This window comes from Bacillus sp. UMB0893, from assembly GCF_002858905.1.
GTDB lineage: Bacteria > Bacillota > Bacilli > Bacillales > Bacillaceae > Bacillus_P.
On sequence record NZ_PKLB01000009.1, the window covers coordinates 146,334 to 166,596 of the forward strand.

At 37.3% G+C, this 20,263-nt stretch carries 22 protein-coding genes and 1 pseudogene; 6 read left to right on the forward strand and 17 right to left on the reverse strand.

Features of this window, described 5'->3' with window-relative positions; translation table 11 throughout:
* Positions 1 to 37 precede the first annotated feature (37 nt).
* The 14 genes and pseudogenes from CYJ36_RS19410 to CYJ36_RS19475 form a co-directional block, all read right to left on the reverse strand.
* The gene (locus CYJ36_RS19410; RefSeq protein WP_101568907.1) at positions 38 to 493 is read right to left on the reverse strand and encodes an SRPBCC family protein; all 456 of its coding nucleotides are present in this window, start codon (positions 491 to 493) and stop codon (positions 38 to 40) included.
* Between the two features lie 46 nt (positions 494 to 539).
* Entirely contained in the window at positions 540 to 1,094 is a 555-nt protein-coding gene (locus CYJ36_RS19415) for a hypothetical protein (protein ID WP_101568908.1), read from the reverse strand.
* 97 nt (positions 1,095 to 1,191) lie between these two features.
* Positions 1,192 to 1,713: a GNAT family N-acetyltransferase gene (locus tag CYJ36_RS19420; protein WP_101568909.1), complete on the reverse strand. Its 522-nt coding sequence runs from the start codon at positions 1,711 to 1,713 to the stop codon at positions 1,192 to 1,194.
* 114 nt (positions 1,714 to 1,827) lie between these two features.
* Entirely contained in the window at positions 1,828 to 2,370 is a 543-nt protein-coding gene (locus CYJ36_RS19425) for a DUF1697 domain-containing protein (protein WP_101568910.1), read from the reverse strand.
* Between the two features lie 131 nt (positions 2,371 to 2,501).
* Entirely contained in the window at positions 2,502 to 2,849 is a 348-nt protein-coding gene (locus tag CYJ36_RS19430; protein ID WP_101568911.1) for a cupin domain-containing protein, read from the reverse strand.
* 469 nt (positions 2,850 to 3,318) lie between these two features.
* Positions 3,319 to 4,149: a DUF2935 domain-containing protein gene (locus CYJ36_RS19435; protein ID WP_374702832.1), complete on the reverse strand. Its 831-nt coding sequence runs from the start codon at positions 4,147 to 4,149 to the stop codon at positions 3,319 to 3,321.
* A gap of 271 nt (positions 4,150 to 4,420) precedes the next feature.
* Positions 4,421 to 4,912, reverse strand: a complete 492-nt coding sequence (locus CYJ36_RS19440) for a DinB family protein (protein WP_101568912.1) — start codon at positions 4,910 to 4,912, stop codon at positions 4,421 to 4,423.
* 175 nt (positions 4,913 to 5,087) lie between these two features.
* Positions 5,088 to 5,594 (reverse strand): GNAT family N-acetyltransferase, encoded by a 507-nt coding sequence (locus CYJ36_RS19445; protein WP_101568913.1) that lies wholly within the window; start codon positions 5,592 to 5,594, stop codon positions 5,088 to 5,090.
* 130 nt (positions 5,595 to 5,724) lie between these two features.
* On the reverse strand, positions 5,725 to 6,012 hold the full coding sequence (locus tag CYJ36_RS19450) for a hypothetical protein (RefSeq protein ID WP_101568914.1): 288 nt from the start codon (positions 6,010 to 6,012) through the stop codon (positions 5,725 to 5,727).
* A gap of 29 nt (positions 6,013 to 6,041) precedes the next feature.
* Complete coding sequence (locus tag CYJ36_RS19455; protein WP_101568915.1) at positions 6,042 to 6,389, reverse strand: DUF3221 domain-containing protein; 348 nt, start codon at positions 6,387 to 6,389, stop codon at positions 6,042 to 6,044.
* A gap of 228 nt (positions 6,390 to 6,617) precedes the next feature.
* Entirely contained in the window at positions 6,618 to 6,983 is a 366-nt protein-coding gene (locus CYJ36_RS19460) for a hypothetical protein (RefSeq protein ID WP_101568916.1), read from the reverse strand.
* A 448-nt stretch (positions 6,984 to 7,431) separates the two neighbouring features.
* The gene (locus CYJ36_RS19465) at positions 7,432 to 8,457 is read right to left on the reverse strand and encodes a serine hydrolase domain-containing protein (RefSeq protein ID WP_101568917.1); all 1,026 of its coding nucleotides are present in this window, start codon (positions 8,455 to 8,457) and stop codon (positions 7,432 to 7,434) included.
* Positions 8,458 to 8,783: 326 nt separating this feature from the next.
* A complete protein-coding gene (locus CYJ36_RS19470; RefSeq protein ID WP_101568918.1) occupies positions 8,784 to 9,884 on the reverse strand; it encodes a GerAB/ArcD/ProY family transporter in 1,101 nt (366 codons plus the stop codon).
* Between the two features lie 407 nt (positions 9,885 to 10,291).
* Positions 10,292 to 10,672, reverse strand: a pseudogene (locus tag CYJ36_RS19475) (tryptophan 2,3-dioxygenase family protein); the annotation flags it as partial.
* A gap of 119 nt (positions 10,673 to 10,791) precedes the next feature.
* On the opposite strand from CYJ36_RS19475, the gene CYJ36_RS23870 reads away from it, so the two are divergent.
* Both CYJ36_RS23870 and CYJ36_RS23875 read left to right on the forward strand, forming a co-directional pair.
* Positions 10,792 to 10,929: a hypothetical protein gene (locus tag CYJ36_RS23870; RefSeq protein WP_180850479.1), complete on the forward strand. Its 138-nt coding sequence runs from the start codon at positions 10,792 to 10,794 to the stop codon at positions 10,927 to 10,929.
* 6 nt (positions 10,930 to 10,935) lie between these two features.
* On the forward strand, positions 10,936 to 11,268 hold the full coding sequence (locus tag CYJ36_RS23875) for a hypothetical protein (RefSeq protein ID WP_180850481.1): 333 nt from the start codon (positions 10,936 to 10,938) through the stop codon (positions 11,266 to 11,268).
* Between the two features lie 107 nt (positions 11,269 to 11,375).
* Here the strand turns inward: CYJ36_RS23875 and CYJ36_RS19480 are convergent, their stop codons facing one another.
* Together CYJ36_RS19480 and CYJ36_RS19485 are read right to left on the reverse strand one after the other, a co-directional pair.
* Entirely contained in the window at positions 11,376 to 12,158 is a 783-nt protein-coding gene (locus tag CYJ36_RS19480) for an arylamine N-acetyltransferase family protein (protein WP_101568919.1), read from the reverse strand.
* Positions 12,159 to 12,295: 137 nt separating this feature from the next.
* Entirely contained in the window at positions 12,296 to 12,787 is a 492-nt protein-coding gene (locus CYJ36_RS19485) for a DinB family protein (protein WP_101568920.1), read from the reverse strand.
* Between the two features lie 364 nt (positions 12,788 to 13,151).
* Here CYJ36_RS19485 and CYJ36_RS19490 point away from each other — a divergent pair, with 364 nt between their 5' ends.
* From CYJ36_RS19490 to CYJ36_RS19505, 4 genes are all read left to right on the forward strand, one after another.
* Positions 13,152 to 14,753, forward strand: coding sequence for a sigma-54 interaction domain-containing protein (locus CYJ36_RS19490; protein ID WP_101568921.1), 1,602 nt, complete (start codon positions 13,152 to 13,154; stop codon positions 14,751 to 14,753).
* 172 nt (positions 14,754 to 14,925) lie between these two features.
* Positions 14,926 to 16,071 carry an iron-containing alcohol dehydrogenase gene (locus CYJ36_RS19495; protein WP_101568922.1) on the forward strand — a complete coding sequence of 382 codons (1,146 nt, stop codon included), beginning with the start codon at positions 14,926 to 14,928 and terminating at the stop codon, positions 16,069 to 16,071.
* Positions 16,072 to 16,089: 18 nt separating this feature from the next.
* Entirely contained in the window at positions 16,090 to 17,490 is a 1,401-nt protein-coding gene (locus tag CYJ36_RS19500; protein WP_101568923.1) for a hypothetical protein, read from the forward strand.
* Entirely contained in the window at positions 17,487 to 18,926 is a 1,440-nt protein-coding gene (locus CYJ36_RS19505) for an NAD-dependent succinate-semialdehyde dehydrogenase (RefSeq protein ID WP_101568924.1), read from the forward strand. The genes CYJ36_RS19500 and CYJ36_RS19505 overlap by 4 nt, the downstream gene beginning before the upstream one ends.
* Positions 18,927 to 19,243: 317 nt before the next feature.
* Here CYJ36_RS19505 and CYJ36_RS19510 read toward each other — a convergent pair whose 3' ends face one another.
* Positions 19,244 to 20,119, reverse strand: a complete 876-nt coding sequence (locus tag CYJ36_RS19510; RefSeq protein ID WP_101568925.1) for an AraC family transcriptional regulator — start codon at positions 20,117 to 20,119, stop codon at positions 19,244 to 19,246.
* Positions 20,120 to 20,263 lie beyond the last annotated feature (144 nt).

Here is a 20,263-nt window from a genome sequence, read left to right on the forward strand (position 1 = left end):
TCCTTTGCAATATCCAACAGCATTACAATCAATTCATTTAAGTAATGGAAGGCAAAGTTTTACCCGTTTCAAGCAAACTTTTCAGGTTGCTCAGGATAGCTGGCCAGCCATTATTATAGCCATAATAACCTTCGCTTTCATCTCGGAAATCTGAAGGCAGGAGATTTTCGTGTTTTAGCGTTAGCTTTACGGTTGACTCCATTTGCTTTAATTCATAAGTTACGATAGGTGGATGTTCTCGGACTGTTTTATCTTCCAGCCAGAAAAAAGTGTACGAAAGAAGATGAAAAGGCTCATTCAATAATACTTTGCCCTTATCGGCTGTATCTCCATTTTTGTCTAAGAAAGAAACGGTCGAGCCTTCTTTCCAATCTGATTGCACTTCATGCCCAAACCAATATTTTTTTGTGATGCTTCCTTGGGTCAGAGCTTCCCACAGCTTTTCTTGTGTTGTTGCGATGTAGGTAACATATACGAAAGTAGAATCAGTCATTATACTCCTCCTATTATACGTTTAAACTTTTCTGTTAGATCACAGGTTATATTCCTTTTTTCCACGCAGTCATATACTTTTTTCGATATTTGTTATCTCCTTCAATCTCAATCAAATCCATTGCTGTTTGTTTTATTTCTTCATCATTTACTTCATCATATAAGTTTTTTAGACCTTGAATAATATCAAAACGAATCAAGGTGTAATTCTTCTCATTCAGACAGTTTTTAAAACGAACGACTAGATGTTTCAACACCATCTCTTTCTGCTTAGGGCCAGCTAATCCAACTCTCCAAACCGATTGCAGGCTATGTCGCGCGGTCACAAATTTTGGATCTTTCGTCACATTCCATATTGCTGAAAAATCTTTAAGCATTCGATTCAGAGGGTCACTAATGGCCAAATTGGAAAGGAATTGAGCAGATCTTGATCTTTTGTGATTATCCGTATTTGTTAACCCTTCTATTAATTGATCCCAGATTTCATATGCCCAATCCACTTCTGCTTTTGTAGAGGTAAGAATGTTATTATATGCCTCATATTGTACGTCTTTGTCTTTAGATTCTAGTCCTTTAAAATAAGATTGGGTTATACTGTCCACTTTAAACATCTCCTAAATGATATACAGATAAATTTTTTTCAGTGATCCTCTTTTTTATATTCAATTTCCGTAATTGTCGGAAAATCAGGTGTTATTCTTACCTTGTCGTTGTGAGATCCAGTCGCCAGACGCTGCACCTCATCATATTCCCAGGCGGGTATTCGAAGTCGTCCTCACCGTTGAACATAAAGTCTAGCTTTCGACAAATGGCGTTCGACGCAGGGTTATTAACTGATGGGAATGCATAAATGTACTTGTGCTTCTTCTCTGAACAGGCTCTTGTGACGGCGGCAGCAACAGCCGCAGACGCAATGCCCCTGCCCTGGAATGATGGCAGTACGCTCCATCCGATTTCGAACACGGTCTCATCCTGCCAGTCGCTTTCCCAATAGCCGACAGAGCCAACGGGTTCGAGCTCCTGAAGCAGTTCAATACTGAACATACATCCCTTCCCGTGAAGATTGAGGTACCGCTTGTGGCGTGCGAGGATCTTATCCTCACTTTCCTGGCCACCGAGGTGCTTCATCATCTCAGGTGCATTCAAGCGACGGAGTAAGGCGTGACTGTCATCTGCCCAAGGCTCAATTCGTACTTCTAGTGAGTTTGTTAGCTCTGACATATCTTTCACTCCTTATCATAGCTGCCACAAAGACAGTTCATTTCCGCTAACTTAAAAAATAGAAAGTGTTTTAAATTTAATGCTAGCTTTCTCGTGTTATTAATTTTCCTTATATTAATCCCTCAGCACTTTTGCCAATTCGGCTAACTTGTTTACTGTTTTCCAGTTGCGCAATGTCCCTTGAACTTCTAACTTTTGAAGTTGAATCAATACCTTGGAATTGCGGACGCCCTGTCTTAAAATTAAATATACCTCTTTCCCTTTGATTTCACATTCTTCAATATCACTTTTATAAGTCAAAACATGGCTAATCGCATCCTGAGAGGGAGCTTCAGCCAAAAATGATATGTGCAGGCTTTCTCCTTCAGGCAAATTTTCAGCCTTGAACGGGCAGACTTTGATTATCTGTTCAAATTCCATAGCCTTCCTCAGGATCACTGGCACTGATAAGCCGAAGCCTCCGATGATTTCTTGTTCAATCCGTTCTCTTAGTAGGTCTTCTGGCTCATCCGATTCAAACAAAACATTCCCGCTTTGAATATATGTTTTCACTCTGTTTAATCCCATCGATTCAAGGAGGCTTTTTAAATCTGCCATTTTGATTTTATTGTGTCCGCCTACGTTGATTCCTCGTAAAAGCGCTATATAAATAGTCATTTTCTCTTGCCTCACTATTTCGGTTATAAGATCAAATACTTCATTGAATACTATTCAATTTTATTTAACCAAACTCCATATTTTTTTCAACTGTAAAAGTTCTGATTTTCGCGGTTATCTGAATCAATAATCTATTTATATTCTGTTAGAACCCGATCACCTTTGCTGTCCGGTTGGGATATTACCAGAAATTCCACATCTCCATTCGATTCATTAAGCATTTGATGAGAAATTTGAGGAGGTACTTCTATTCCTTCATTAGGGTTTAAGGTGATACGTTCACCCTGTATTTCTATTGTTGCAATACCAGATAAAACATAGAAAAATTGAGTGGAATGTTTATGATAGTGTCTTACTTCTGAAGTATTAAGGCGCATACGTTCATGAATAACGCTAAGATCTTGATTTTTCACTAAATACCAGCCATCACAATTATCTCCCCATATGTAATGTTCAGCGTTGTTTTTACTTATCTTCATTTGGATCACAGCCTTGTTTAAAAATTAAAATCAGCAATTAATTAATATTTTTTTACTAAAGGTTTCTCCTATTCCCGGTTTTTATTATTAGGTCATGCATCAATCTTTACTTTAATTCGATAGGAACCATACTATCTCCTTTGTCGCGTTGCATTAACCATGTTCAATATTCACTTCTCGTTACAGCTAAAAAGAAATCAAAAGCACGAATACAATCAGTCTAACCTTAATTCAATTATTGACCAGGTTTCCTCCTAAACTATAACCTTTTAATTGAATAGAGGTTTATCTAATCTCTAATATCTATAGATCAAACTTTTATTGAGCTAACTTGTCCTATTTGCTGCATAAAAAAAAGCGATACTTCAATTGAAGAAACGCAACCTTCGTAAAACAAACTTTCTCGTTTTAGTAACTTTCATAAGGCACATCTAATTCATGATCCGTACAAGAACTTTCTTTTTTCTTATTATTGTGATGTATTATTTAGACTTGCTTCAAACAAATCTATGATTTCAATAAACCTTTCTGCTTCCCTAAATACATGATCCGCCAGTAGAGGATGAATGTTGCTTTTAATACGGCATGCCTCAATTAAATCCTTTGCTGATTTTTTAAAGTCTCTTAATGACACTACTGAAACTCTGTTCTGATCTAGAAATTGATCTAACAGTGGAGGAGTTTCGGATTGTGGACGCATGTGATCTAAATCTATTGCCTGGAACATTAGTTGATCAAAATCATGACTAAATTCTCTTGCCTGTTCGACCAATTGTCTTTCACTAGGATCTAAGAGGTGTCCAATAAACTTGGCATGATCCGCCATAATTTTAAGGAAGAAAACATTTTCTTGTATGATTGCTTCTGGTAAAGGCTTTAATTTTCCTTCATTTAATTCTTTTAACCTATTTGCAAAATAAGCTGCTTCTCTGCTCGTATGATCAACCAGCAAAGCATAATTATTCGAGCGGATCTCACAGCGTAAAATCAGCCCTAAAACTTTTCTTTTATAAGCCCAAATAGATGCAACTGCTTGATAAACTTGATTATTAAAAGCTTTAACCTGCTTGGGGTCAGATGTTTCTGAAAACTTACTTAATTGCTCTTCTAACCTTTCAAAAACAGTGATAAATTGTTGTGCTTCTTCAATCAAGTTTTTATCATCGTAATTAAAACCTAAACTTAAAAATAAGGCATGTTCTTTCATAATTCTAGTCCAAAATTGAATTTCATCTAATGACCTAATAACAAATTGATTTGCTATTGTAAACTCCCCCTCACTAACACCTCTTCTCATCATAATTATGATTTCATTTTGAAATTCATTCTTGCTTTTGGATACAGTTGGATATGTCTTATTAATTTGACTATGTATCAAATGATCCTTTAGCCACTAAAGAAATGGTTTCAACTGATTCAACACTTCAACTAACCAGTTTAGTTTGAGACATAAAAAAGAGCTGCGATTAACAGCTCCAAATTAATTTTAGGTTTATACTAACACTACCCGTTTATGTTTGACACATGCTCAATTCTTTTTGTTTTCAACAAACTAAGTACACACGGGTCCTTTATTCCCTAGTTCCTAACACATCTGTATTCGGAGGTTCATACCCCATTTGCCGCGTCATTGCTGCAATTTGTCCTTTGTGATGGAATTCGTGGGTGATTACATGCATAAGCAATTTACCAGGTGTAATGGATAGGGTTTCTCCAGTATCTCTCCAAGTAATCTCCCTTTCAATCGGCTCAGTCATCTGATGTGAGAGTCCTTCAAAAACATCATTTACATATAAATCGGCACGTTCAAAAAGGGCTTTTATCTCAACTAAACCGATTTGCTGCAGTTTTTCCTTAGAAGTGAGGGGCTTCTTCGTTTTTAATAAAATAAATGAGCCAAGCCAGGCGTTATAACAGTCTGCGATGTGCACCAGTGTGTCACGGACACTTTGAAAACCGAACCCGTCAATTTGGCGAGTAAAGTCACTTGGTTCTAGTTCACTGCAAAAGTCTAGAAGTACTCCCCGAGTTTGTCTGACCCATTCATATTCTTTATGAAGCACTATATTCACTCCTTTTTAGTTCGGGCATTATTTTCAGGTCTTTTATATTATTCCATTACCTTAACCATAATCCTTTATGAAGCAGCTCAATATGGGATTTAAAGCAGACACAACTCGTCTTGTTAGATAGCATTTTCACAGATTCCGAAAAATGAACAAACAATTTAATAGATTTTCAACTTGAAACTGAATAGACAAATACATCTTTTCCCCATTTCTTAATCGTCTTTTCAGCTTTCATACCGATTCGTTCAGCAACTCTAGCAGATGGGAGGTTGTTTACATCTGGTAAAGAAACCATTTTTTTAAGATTCAGTTGCTCAAACCCATATTTCTTACAAGCTATTGCAGCTTCTGTAGCATAGCCATTTCCCCATACCCTTTTGGCAAACAGGTAACCAATCTCCATTTCAATCACATTATCTACTTCTTGAGGGACGATGCCGCACTGTCCAAGAAAATCACCAGTCTGCTTATCTTCTACTATCCAGAGTCCTGTACCATATTTAATATAATTGTTTAAAGTCCACTCAATCCACTCAAGAGTCTGCTTTTCGTCTTTTGTTGAGGGATAATATCTCATAGCTTCCGGATCAGAAAATATTTCCATAAGGTTTTTTACATCATGTTTGTTCATTTTTCTTAAATTTAATCTTTTGGTACTTAAGACAAAGGTATTCACATTTCTGCCTCCCCATATCTTTTAATCTCAATGATACTCCATAGATTCCATCTATTAACCTTCAATGCTGCGATAAGTAACGCTAGAAGTTAATGCCACTTGTCGATCTTTTAGTAGAGAACAATACATGTTAATCTTCCTGATGATATATCAAGTTATTATTTAGATTTTTATATTGATCATATTGTTTCCTAGCTATTCTAATTAGTTCTCTTTCATCATTTAATTCGATATTATGTAAATCAGCTTGCTTATTATCAGATATTAGGATCACTTTATTGGTTATCATGTTCTTTTCTGGATAAACAATAAAGGAAGCTTTAATAGATTGTTTTTTGTTATTAATGGTTTTTATTACCAAAAAACTAACAGCAATGCCTATAATTATTGGAGTTAAAAAGCCTGGATATTTTATCATTTATTCGTTCCTTTCTGAATCCCTATGGCTCATTCGGATATCTCAATTTTACTTGCTCTCGCTTGTGCCGGAAATGATTCTTGCACTCCGCCTGATATTGTTACAATTACTTTATCACCTTGTTTTAAATCATTAGTTTTACCATAGGAAAGATATATAAGTAAAGGCGGTCGTTCAAGAGATGTAGTAAGCTCATCCAGAGAAAGGTCTTTCAAATCGTTATATTCTTCCATTGAAATATTTTCAGCGAATAATACCCTTTCCTTTTCTATTTTTAAGATAAATCCTTCTTTCTGTATTTTCTCCTCTCCTGATGCACAACCAGTCGAGATTAAGACAAAAAACATCAAAACCAAAATCCTATTAATCTTTTTCAAAGATTCCCCTCCATTCCATATTATTTAACAGTAATCTCATGTCTACGTATTAAAATAAAGTCATAAAAATAGGCTTTTCAAAATGGCTGAAAATTTTAGTGAAAGATTTCAGATGCTTAAGATGATTTATTTTAATTTTCCCGTAATTTCCCTCTTTGCTTCAGAAAACATCCGCATATCCAATAAAAAACGTGTCCAGCTAGTTTTTACTTATAAATGTTTACTTCTCTAATTTGTTCTTTTTAAATAAAAAGTTTCAGCATTTCCATCCCATTTTATTGTTACCTTTTGTGGATGGTCTTCGTTAGTAACTGAGCAGCCTGAACAACTTGTGGACATTCGTACTGTCGCGCCTTCATGCTTTTCTGCATTCAATTCTGATTCTCCATCGTTTATTGTTACCTTTAAATTTTTAAAACTTATATCGCTTTTCGCTTCTTTATAACCAAATATATAATTTCCATATTCAGTATTGTCCGTAATATTTGCAGAATACTCTCCTCTCCAATTATCACTTTCCCCCTCAAGAAAAATGAATTTATTATTACATCCAGCTAAAATAAATATTGCAAGGCAAAAAAAGATTTTTTTCAATATTAATCATGACCTCCTTGATTATTATTTTTGATTAACTGTTAAATTTATCCTAATTCAAAGTATATTAAGCAAGTTAAATAAAATACAAACCTTATTCAACTCGCATTTAAATTAAGAAGCTTACTGAAGTAATCACACCAATTAGTTTGAAGAACCCATTCTTAAGATGTCTTTTTCACTTTCTTTTCAACAAAGCAATTACCAAATTCAATGTCCGCATAGGTCTATTAATGACAGGTATCTTGAAGTTCCCCGTTTTAAACTGGCCAAAATAAACAGGCGTCTATCTAATGAATAGCGCCTTTTAAATCATAAACTTAATTCTTGATTAATAATGCATTCAATTTAACTGAGTGCCATCATAGGAATAGGTGCCCCTAAGCATGATGAACGACCATCAGAGTAAAGCATTTTACTACTAACAAGATAATAACGAAGTATGAGATTAAATCTCAAAATACTCTTCTATCGCTTTCATAATTTGAAATGCTCCTGAACTTTTGTTTGAAGGAATTGCAAGTTTAATCCCGGACTTAGGATATATGGCTGAATGGAAGTTCACTCCGGGGTCGTAGCCCATCACATGAAACTTGAATATAGTATTGTTTCGTCGGTTGATCCAAATTCCATAGCCATATTCAACCCCGTCTTTAACCTGAATGTGTGGAGTCATAAGCAGTTTAGTATATTTTTCACTTAAGAGACGATAACTCAATAATGCTTCCCATAGTTTGATCATATCCGGTGCAGTGATATAAGCTCCTCCATCAGCACCCCCTTTGATTGGAATCGAATAGACATTCGTTTTCCATGTACCATCCTCATTGTCGATGTATCCGCAAGCTGTGTTCTTTGGGAGCCGATCTAATGAAAAGTATCCTGAATCATTCATTCCACATTTTCTAAAAAGGTTCGTTTCAATATAATCGGTAAAGGAAAGGCCTGTTTGTTGTTCAACAATCAACCCTAAAACAATGAATGCAGCATTATTATAATGAAATCTCTCTCCAGGTTTAAACAGCATTTTTTCGTTTTTAAACAATGGCAGAAAATCTTTTAAATCTTTTAATTGATACATAGGTGTTCGCTTCCAAAGATCTTCAAAGTTATCCATTGTCTCTTCGTCAAAATAGTCTGGAATCCCAGAACTGTGAGTTAATAGATGATGGATGGTTAAATGTTCATCAAAATGCGGAAAATCCACATCTAAACATTCTTTAAGCCGCGCATCAAAGGACAATACTCCATTCTCAACGAGTTGGCAAATCGCTATCGCAGTGAACAATTTACAGCCTGAAGCGATTCCAAAGCGTGTATGTAAGGTATTCAACTGTTCTTCAGCCCGATTGGAATAACCAGATGCTGACTCGAATATTACCTCATCTTCATTCTTCACAAAAATAACTCCTGAAAATTCCTCGTTTTTTATGACTTTTTCAAACGATTGACCTGCATATATTCTATTAGGCAAGTCTACACCCCGTTCTAAAATAAATTTTTAAAACCCCACAGCCTTTCTAATGAAGGTATCGCTGTTCCATTCCATGTTAAACCGAACTTGGTAACATCCTCTTTAATTTCGATTCATTTCCTAATAATTCCTTCTCTGATTCAAGAATTTGATCCAACAATAGTCTGATACATGCAAAAAGTCACCTTTCTTTTCAAGAAAGGCGACTTTTAATGGAATAACACCTGAGCTTCTAATAGCGAGTATTGTTGAGATACCTATAGAAATTTTCATAGAACGTTTGTTTAAAAATGATAGTTTTTTAACTAAATCAAATCAGACCCGACTTAGTTTGATCCGCCTATTTTCTGAACTTTGGCGATTATTAATAATAACAATGGAATCAGAAACCCGAATGTCAAAGCATAATACGGCCATATGTCTGAAATCATTTTATTATAATGGACGGTATTGGGCGCCATAATTATTGTAAAAACAACCAAAATCATGCCAATCGGAAAAACCAGATAACGATAATCCCTCAATTGTAACGTTTGCGCCAAACCTAAAACAGTCGCATAAAAAAATAAACTAAATCTAATAAAAATGGTAATAAACCAAATTATGGCCAGTATTGCTTCAAGTCTCGTCAGGAAATCTGCGATATTGATTTTCTTAGCCAAAGTATAAGTTGGATAAATTTCTCTTGCTGTTGAATCTGAACCAAGAACAAGAATGGCTAACATTGTGATAATGATCAAAACACCTCCAGCCAGGAACTGCCCGACTAAGAGGCTTTTTCTTATTCTGTTTTTTTGACTAACGAAAGGAAGGATCATCAAAACCGCAACCGGTTCTATAAAGGGAAAGACAATAAAAGGTATAGATCCCTTTATAACCGGTTTCAACCCTCCCTCCAATACGGGCTGCAGATTTTGAAATTGAATCTCAGGCAGGAGAAAAATCATCAGTGATAATAGTAATATGACAACAAAAGGAAACAATATTTCCGCGCTTCGGGCCAAAGGTTCCAAACCGAGTCGCGTGGCCATGAGGACGATACTCAAAAAAAGCACAATGATCACTTGAATTGGAGTATCAGGCATCATTTGAATTGTTATAAAATCTCCCATTTCTCTCAGGTAAGTCGCTGCGGTTATAAAAAAGTAGCTTATTAATAGAAGTGAAAGCGCTATTCCCAGCCACTTACCCAATATTTTTTGGCTGTATTCCACTACTGTTAAATCAGGATAGCATTTCCTTAAAGCGTCATATAAAAAAACCATTAATAAAGGTGCTATCGCTACGCTGACAATACCGGAAATCCAGACATCTTGTTCAGCTTCAGAAGCGACAATTGAAGGAATAACCAAAATAGAATCACCAATCGTATATAAAATCACTAATATTGTCAGCTGACGGCTTCCGATTTTACCATTCTCGAGCATTTTGATAATTTCCTTTCACGACAAAGCGGTAGGTTTATAAAAAGAACGCATATATATTTTCAGTAAAAAAAGAAGAGCTAAATAAGTTTTACTCACCCAGCTCATTTACGATTCTATAATCAGTATAGTCAGAAGAAGAATGTACGAACCCTGTTTTATTTTCTTGCCCGCTCCAAGCGAGATTTAGCCGTTTTAAGGGCAAGAAAATGCTATATTTTATCATTAAGAAGAAGTATTGATATCATTTTCTTAAGTGGTTTATATAATACAACAAGTTCACTATCGCTTATTATCCAAATGCAAAAAGGCGAGTTCTTATTTAAGAATCTCGCCCTTTCATATTTTTAGGTTAATCAATTATTTCTGGTTGGAAAATTTTTTATAGTATTCCGACCATTATCCTGTCCTTACAGCTTTATTCTTAGACTCCATAGTTCCGGGAAGAAGTGTTGGTCCAGAGCTTTCTTTAAATAGGTAACACCTGATGATCCACCTGTTCCTTGTTTATGACCTATTATTCTTTCGACAGTACTCATATGATTAAAGCGCAATAATTGCTGTTGAGTGCCGATGTCAACTAGCTTCTCTGCCAACTCATATAAATCCCAATATTGATCGGCATTGCGATAAACGGTAAGCCATGCTTCTTCTACACTTGCATTCGATTGATAGTTTTGCGACCAATCCCTATCAAGAGCTTCTTGATCAACTGGCAATCCGCGCATGGCAAGAGCGTTAATTGCTGCATCATAAATACTTGGTTCATGGAGCGCGTGATGCATTTGCTCGTTTAAGTATAAAATTTCTAACTATTCATTTTACTAATACATAATCTACCATATCAGTTTTTTGACGCTCACTTATGTAAGCGCCACCAATAAGTCTGTTTTAAACAGGAGGTTGTTATATGACTATCTTTTTTAACAGTGATTTTATGTGGGACAAGTATTTGCAGATGGGATCCAGGCAATTTTTTAAGGAGAAAGCAGTTATTTATACGCAGGGTACAACGGGAGAAGGTTTTTATTATATACACAATGGGTAAGTTAAAGTGATGTCCACTACTGCTGCCGGAAATGATCGGCTGCTGAACATCGCGGTTCCCGGTCAATTATTAGGCGTTCAGTCAATGGACCGGCAGCCCCATTTTACGACAGCCACATCAGTAAATGACACCATCCTTTACTACTTTTCTTGCGATCATTTTGAAAAGCTTATCAATTTACAGTCTTCGCTATTAAACTTGTTTATCAAAACGGTCATCCATAAAATGCACATTCTTGCAGATAAAATATATTTAAATACATTAACTCCTGAACACCACACCGGTCAGCACGAACATGGCCGCAAGACCGCCCCGAAGAGCAACCGTCCAAGGCCGTAAACAGCTTACCCCTGCGGCCCCTGCGCCGAGTAGCACCAACGTGACAACGACGAGTACGATGAGTGGTTCCATTAAATTGCCTCCTATACTTCCGATTTATTATGGATCTAGTTATTCAATCCAAAATGCTGCTTCTTTATCTCTTTGAATCTTCTGTTGTCGATCTTTTCTTTTAATTCCTTTCCATCCCTCCATTGTGTGTAGGATGTATCTGTTAACATTATATTTCCAGTATTAGTTCGTCTTGTGATTAAAGGACTTTTATTAAAGGGTGAATCTTGACTTTCAATAAGAATTTTTTGGATCTCATCAAATTCTGATACATCCTTAACAGGTAATTTAGAATCGAAGGCATATCCTGTTCTCCAAATAGTATCCTTATGTCTCATTTTTATTTCCAGAATATAGTCCCCATGCTCATTATCCACTTTCTTGATCCAAAATTCCCCACTATCAGAAGTGACGGACTCACCGTTTAACGGAACTGGCTTTAGTGGCAAATTCCCTCCAAATCCAGTATCGATTAAGTACATTTGATCTTCATACATTAACAAATTGGCAGCATGAGTCCTTCCCAGGGTAAGCCACTCGCGGGTTACATTATTGTATATGACTCCGCGAACCAGAAATACATTAAATCCATTTTCGGCTAAGAAAAAATTCAAGATCGAATTTAATTCATAACAAAGTCCGCCCTCATTTTTCACCAAAACTTTATGAATTAAATTTTCACGAGTTATATCACTTGTTTGATTTGAAATGATGCATAAATTTTCAAATGGTATGGTTTTTGCAGTTTTTTCCAAAATGTTATCCAAATTTTCAAATATGATCTTTTCGTTTTTTTGAAGGCCGATTCTTTTGCGGAATAAGGTGTTAAGCTCACTCATTATTAATCCTCCCCCACTTCGATTGTATTTTGCTCTCGTGTGATAATCTGATTACATCTACTTTTAAACCCAAATAGCTAAAGAAGAAAAGGCTACCTAATTTGGCAGCCTATCTTTTATGTATTGCATCGGATCTTCTACTGTTTAGAATTCGGTGCAGAAATAAGTCCTCGTCCAACTAAGTTAGCGGAAACAGGTTTCTTCCCAATTTCTCTTGCCCAAATGGATAATTGACCGATATGGTGGATTTCGTGTGCGATCACATGCCGTATAACTTCACCCCAAGTATCCGTAACAATGCGTCCATCAGGCATTTTCTCTTGAAGTATATTATTCTCCATACTCTTATCCCAGCTGCGGACAAACTCTTCAACTTCCGGGCGAAATTCAGCATCTAATTTCCGTATTTGTTTTAAGCTCCGATACTCTTCAAAATTTTCCTGAAAATCTGTATTTCCGTTTAGAAGGCGTATCCAGCTCCACTCTACATCAATAATGTGGAAAAGCGTATGGAGAATTCCCCCTACTCCACCGGTTCTGATGAGAAGAAGCTCATCCTCATTAACTTCCTCACACCACCGATACCACTCTTCTCTGACCATCCAATTATAGTGAAACATTGTTTGCAAGTTCATCCCTCCTCGTTAATCTGGTATCAAGAAGTCAATAGATCTTTCTCAAAAAAAACAGAAAATCCAAATATATAATACATAAATTTTAACATAAAAGTAAGTTTATTCAATCATTCTTTCATCTCAATTATTAGCTTCTTCCTATTAAAAACCCGACCACTTTGGCAGCCAATGGGTTAAGTTGAGTATTTATATACACTTTTAACTATCTATTATTGCTTGTAGATGCATGCCTTCGTGAGAAATAGTTCAAATTATCTTCCAGTTCCCTTGCTATACCCCGAAAATAAGTTTTCTGATAAACTTAATTGTAAATGAAACCGGATACAAAAAGTCTAACTATAAATCAGGAGAGATTCATATGAACCACTTTCATCCTTATATGACGATTGCGGAAGCTATTTCCATTTTCCCTGCAGGCAATACTGAAGTTGAAGTTTATAACGATGCACATGAATTTGTTGGCTATTTAACGTTAGAGTCTTTATCTACAGCTGTACAGCAAGGGGAATTAACAAGGCCGATCAGCAAGTTCATTTTTACAGATAGACCGACATTCACTTTGCAGCACCATTCTATTAATTACTCACAATTTAAGGCTTTTTTTGACAGTGAACTTTGCCGGATTGTTTTTAATTCTTTACACGATGGGGTCTATATAACAGACGGATCCGGGACCACTTTATTTGTAAATCAGGCTTATGAAAGAATTACGGGAATAAAAGAAGAAGAAGTCATAGGCAAGCATATGAGTTACCTGATTGAACAAGGGATTATTTCGATATCAGCATCATTAGAAACAATACTGTCCGGTAAGCCTGTAACCCTTATTCAAAAAATACGCAATAAAAGAAAGATTATTGTATCTGCAACACCAGTGTTTTCTGCTTCTAAAGAAATCATGTATGTCGTAAACAGTGTTCGGGATATTACTGAGCTGATTCGGTTAAAACATGAATTTGACAGCCAAAAACTCTCGTATCCAAGAATAGTGGAGCCTGCAGATCCCGAAACCATTCAAAATCTTGTTATTGGTCCTGCAACCCAGCCCATTTTCCAGCTGGCAGACAAAGTCGCAAAAACAGATGCAAAAGTTTTGCTTCAAGGTGAAACAGGTGTAGGCAAAAGCTTAATTGCCAAATACATTCATTCCAGAAGCTCTCGAAACAATGAAATTTTCATGGAATTAAACTGTGGCGCCATTCCTGAACATTTAGTTGAAGCTGAACTTTTCGGGTATGAACCGGGTTCTTTTACAGGAGCCTTAAAACAAGGGAAAATAGGGATTCTCGAAAATGCTAACAGAGGGACTTTATTTTTAGATGAAATTGGAGACCTGCCATTGGAAATACAGGTTAAGTTACTGAAAGCCGTAGAAGAGAACAGGTTTATGAGAGTAGGATCTGCTGAAATGAAGCAAGTAGATGTAAGAATAATTACTGCGACACACAGAGATTTGAAACAGCTGGTCAGAGATGGCTTATTTCGTGAGGATTTATATTACAGACTTAATATTGTCACTTTAGAAATTCCTCCATTACGTGAACGCAAGGAAGAAATCGTTCCTTTAATAGAAATGTATCTCACTCAATTAAATAATAAATACAAGGAAGAAAAGAAAATAACATTAGAATGCTTTGAATGGTTAACGAACTACTCTTGGCCAGGAAATATTAGGGAGTTAGCTAATTTAATAGAGAGGCTTGTCGTGACAACTTTCCATGAAACGATAGATGTCGGAGACCTCCCTTCTTTTATTCAGCCGGTTTTTCCAATCTCTAAACCCCGTTCACTTAAAGATGCAATTTCAAAACTTGAACGTACCCTCATAACAGATGCACTTAAAAAACATACTACAACTAGAGCTGCTGCTGCGTTTTTGGAAATAAGTCAAAGTGCAATCGTTCAAAAAATGAAAAAGCTAAATATCCGAGTAGAAAACGAATCAAACTCAAATTTTTGATTCGTTTTCTACTCGTTTTTCATCTTCATTTGCGATAACTCTTTTAAGAAAATTTTTAATTCTTCTTTATTGCAGCCTGTTGTTTCAGCATATTTCGCGTAAATTCATTTAAAGCGCTTACATCTGGCACGAAAATTGCATTTACATGATTAAACGAAAGGAGAGAAAATAAATGAGCATTTCTACTTTTTCTATGGCAAACAAACTTATTACAGGATCTGATGCACTTAGTCAGCTTCCAGATGAAATGATTAGGCTCGGAATGAAAAACCCTCTTATCGTAACAGATAAGATCCTTATACAAGCGGGTGTTGTTAAACAGGTTCAAGAACTATTGCCTATGGAAGCGGGATTATTTTCTGACGTAAATCCAGAACCGGAAATTGAAATCGTTGATCAATGTGTTCATGTAATCAGAGAAGGCAGTCATGATGGACTCATTGCTGTTGGCGGAGGCAGTGCCCTGGACATTGGAAAAGCTGCTTCGGTTATGGCTACGAATACTGGCCGGATTGATGAATACTTCGGTATAAACCAAGTAAAAGTCCATGGCTTACCATTAGTCGCAATTCCAACAACGGCAGGAACAGGTTCTGAAGTTACGAATATCTCGATCTTGTCTGACACTGCTGAGCAAGTGAAAAAAGGAATCGTAAGTCCATTCTTATTACCTGATGCTGCCATCGTTTCGCCAAAAATGACCCTTACTTGTCCGCCTAGCGTGACAGCTGCCAGCGGTGTTGATGCGCTCGTTCATGCGATAGAAGCTTATATTTCTAATTTTGCTTCACCGATCACTGATTCTCTGGCGATCGGCGCAATAAAACTTATTTCCACCCACTTGCCAATCGCATATGCGAATCCGGGTCTTATCGAATCCCGTGAGGCAATGAGTACAGGAAGTCTTATGGCCGGACTGGCCTTTGGAAATGCAGGTGTTGGGGCTGTACATGCGCTCGCATACCCTCTTGGCGGCCGTTTCCATATGGCACATGGTGTCAGCAACTCGTTATTGCTTCCTTATGTAATGAAATGGAACAAAACGGCTTGCTTAGAAAGATTTCGGGATATCGCTGAAGCTCTTGGTGTAAAAGCAGATGATTTAAGTGATGAAGAAGCTGCTGATGCAGCCATTGAAGCTATGATCCGGATTTGCCGTCAAGTCCAGATTCCACAATCTCTTCGTGAATTTAACATTCCGGAATCAGCTCTTTCTGAAATGGCACAAGAAGCTGCAAAGCAAACTCGTTTATTGCGAAACAACCCAAGAGAATTAAGTGTAAGTGATATGGAAGAAATTTATCGTGCAGCTTATTAATAGACAGGAGGAATACTCATGAAATGGAAAGAACGTCCTCATGGCGCTGAATCGCCTTATATTCCAGCTGGTCCTTTTAAAATAAGATTGCCTTTTGTGCATTATCGTTTTGAATGGCCTGATTATGCACAAGGACTGCTTATGTGTGCGGTTGATCTTGGTGCGATCACACTTTTGGCTGATTATTTAGGCATGCCATTTGAAGTTGCATTAGCGGTCGTAATTTTAAATGGGATCTTTTATTTATTTCATCATCTATTGGGAGACCCGGTCATCCCGGGATGGATTACTCCCGCTATTCCGTTAATTGTATTATTTGTAAAAGAATTCGAAGAAGGACCAGACCGGGTTTATGCCCTTATTGCTTTTCAATTAACCCTTGGAATTTTATCGATTTTTCTTGGCGTAACTGGACTTGCCAGTAAAGTAGTGCGCTTAGTTCCGGATGCGATAAAGTCAGGTATTATTCTAGGTGCCGGTATTGGTGCCATCGTATCCATTTTTGAAGTTGGAGGTAAATTTGAATTATTCCCTTATACCATTACCATTTGTATTGGATTTGCATTTTATCTCATTTTCTCTAAGCATTTTGAAAAGCTAAAAAAGAAAAACAAAGCATGGGGCTTTTTAGGTAATTTAGGAATACTTCCGGCTATATTGCTTGCAGTTATTGTCGCTCCCCTTTTTGGCGAAGCGAAATGGCCTGCTATTCAATGGGGTTTCAGTAATCCTGATTTCATGACTCTTTGGTCGGACTATACTGTTTTTGGTCTAGGGTTCCCTCCATTCGCTTTTTTTGCTCAGGCAATCCCTGCAGTGCTTGCGACATACTTAGTTGTTTTTGGGGATGTTTTGAAAACCAAAGCGTTGTTATCAGAATCTGATGTAGTACGTTCAGATGAAAAAGTTGACTACAATCCAAACCGCGCTCATTTAATATTTGGCGGCAGAAATGCCATCATGAGCATAATTGGTCCTGATATCACGATGGCTGGACCTATGTGGGCTGCTATGCAAGTTGTAGTAGTTGAACGATTTAAAGAAGGCAAAAAAGCCATGAATTCATTCTTTGGCGGTGCGGGTTCTTTCCGCTGGGGCACAAATACAGGGTTACTTCTATTGCCGATCGTCAGTTTAGTTCAGCCGATTCTGGCGGTTGCTTTGTCGTTGACACTTTTAGTGCAAGGATATGTAAGCGTTCGTATTGGTGTCATGCAGGCACGGAGTCAGCGTGATTTGGGAATTGCCGGTGTCGTTGGTGCTATATTAGTCATAAAAGGAGCAACTATGGCTTTTGCAGCAGGCATCATTTTATGTGTCCTTCTGTACGGAAAAGATTTTTTACGCGGGGAAAACGATTATATATTTACCCAGCACGCTGACAAAGAACTAGAAAAAAAGGAGAGAAAAGCCGTATGAATGAACAAACCTTAACAAAAGCCCTTTATATTAATGGACTCGACCATTTTACAGAAGAAACGTTTGCTGTCCATAATCCAGCTACGTTAGAAGTAATCGGATATGTCCCTGATGGAACGGCAAAAGAAGCGAAACTTGCAGTTAATGCCGCACATGATGCGTTCAATACATGGTCTAAAACCACGGCTTACGAACGTGCAGCCTTATTAGACCGCTGGTTTCATGCGGTTGAAGCAAGATTGGATGAAATCGCGCTTACGATGACGAAAGAGCAAGGAAAACCTTTTGCCGAAGCAAAAGGTGAAATGCAATATGCGAACAGCTTTATCAAATGGTATGCAGAAGAAGCTAAACGGATTTATGGTGAAATGATACCTGCATTAGCAGGCAATAAAAGAATAATGGTTCAAAAACAAGCTGTTGGGGTAGTTGCAGCTATCACACCTTGGAACTTTCCTGCCGCTATGATCACCAGGAAAGTGGCTCCAGCACTTGCAGCAGGCTGCACGGTCATTATAAAGCCTGCTGAACAAACGCCTCTTACTGCATTACTACTGGCGGAATGTGCTCATGAAGCTGGGATTCCTGCAGGAGTTATAAATATCGTGACGACCCAAAACCCAGGAGAAGTCGTAGATGTTTGGATGGATGACTCCCGTGTTAAAAAGGTTACTTTTACCGGATCTACACCAGTCGGAAAATTATTAATGAAAAAAGCGGCAAATACAGTTAAAAAAGTTTCACTGGAGCTTGGCGGGCTGGCACCATTTATTATTGCAGAAGATGCAAATATAAAAGAAGCAGTTAAAGGTGTTGTTCAGTCAAAGTTCCGCAATGCAGGACAAACCTGTATTTGTGCAAACCGTATTTATGTCCATGAGTCCATTGCTGAGTCCTTCCTTGAAGAATTTAAAGAGGCCGTTTCATCTTTGAAAGTAGGAAATGGACTTAGTGAGAACGTTGATATTGGTCCTCTAATTGACGAAGAAGCTATGAAAAAAGTAAACAGCCATTTGGCAGACGCTATCGGAAAAGGTGCATCATTACATGAAAGTCCTGATGAATTATCTGATAAAGGGTATTTTATGAAGCCTGCCGTTTTATCAAATGTCACGGATGATATGATATGCATGCAGGAAGAAACGTTTGGTCCCCTAGCACCTGTCAGCACCTTTTCTAACGATGATGAAGCGATTCAGCGTGCAAATGCAACTCCATTTGGTTTGGCAGCATATGTTTACACCCAGTCTTTACAAAAGGCGTTCTTCTTTTCAGAGAATCTTGAATATGGCATTGTGGGAGTAAATGATGGAGCACCTTCAGTTGCACAGGCTCCATTTGGCGGCATGAAAGAAAGCGGACTTGGCAGAGAAGGAAGCCACTATGGCTTAGATGAATTTTTAGAAGTAAAATACGTTTCTCTTCAATTGCTTTAAATACCTTTATGGCGGATCCAACCGATTGTCACCTGTTGGATCCGCCTTTTTTTATAAACCTTACCAGATCTAGTATTCTAATTTGAGGTAAGCAGCCTCTTTATCTGGAGCTACTAAACTCTTCTTTATGACAGCATATCTCCTAAAATAGGAAACGCCTAAATATACCCAAAACGAACGAATATTATCTCCATCTTATCTTTATTCCTCAAAGTCTTCTCCGCTTAGAAGGATAACCGCGAATTAAGGAAGGTCCAAAAAAAACAGCTCGTTTGTTCATTATATTATTGTCTCTGTAAACACCTGAAAGGCTGCATCTATTCCTTTTTCGAAATCGGTATCCATATTTCACTTTTAAAAGCAGGTGATGTTACATCTTTATCTTTATTCCATAACATTTCTGGTCCTTCTGTTTGTTCATAGTTTGTCGATGGAAACCATTCTGAATAAATACGTCCCCAGACAGCTTGCAGAGTATCAGGAAATGGTCCAACTGCTTCAAATACAGCCCAGGTGGAGGCAGGAACTTCAAGCTGAGTCAAGTTATTGGGACACTTATGAGTCGTGGCCACGCCTATATAATGATCAAGCTCCCCTTTTTCCTCCAGGCGGCCTTCAGAAAAATTCGTAGATGCACTAAGAAGTCCCGCAGGTTCTATATTAGAAAGTTTCTTAAGTGTATTTATCGTCTCACCATTTATACTTTCCCACATAGAAGCAATCTCTGGATTCACTCCATTAAAAACAATTGGAACTCTTTTCTTGATTCCAATGATGCGAAATGCTTCTTTTTCTTCAATTCGATAGTTCATTTCACTTCCTCCTTTTATCGATAAGTGAAAGGTCATACGCGGATAGGCTTTTAGTGAATGACCGTTATTTCTGGCTTCTGACGGCGTTACACCATGCAAACTTTGAAAAGCTCTTGTAAAAGAGTCTGGTGAACTGTAACCATATTTAACCGCAGCATCAATTACCCTCATACTGCTATTATTTAGTTCGAGTGCTGCAAGTGTAAGGCGTCTGCGGCGAATGTATTCAGGCAACGTTACACCTGCCAGAAAAGAAAACATTCTTCTAAAATGATATTCAGAGCATAAAGAAATCCTTGCTACTTCTTTTAAATCAATATCATTTGTAAGATTTTCTTCAATATAGTTTAAGGCACCATTCATTTTATCAAGCAAATCCATTAATATGACCTCCATCTCAACTAAAGAATAACAGGAATCGTATGTATCTATCCGACATTTTAAGCACAATTATGCAGGGTAATTCAATAGTAATTTAGCATGGTATGATACAAAATGACACAATTAGTGTAATACCTTTTCAAA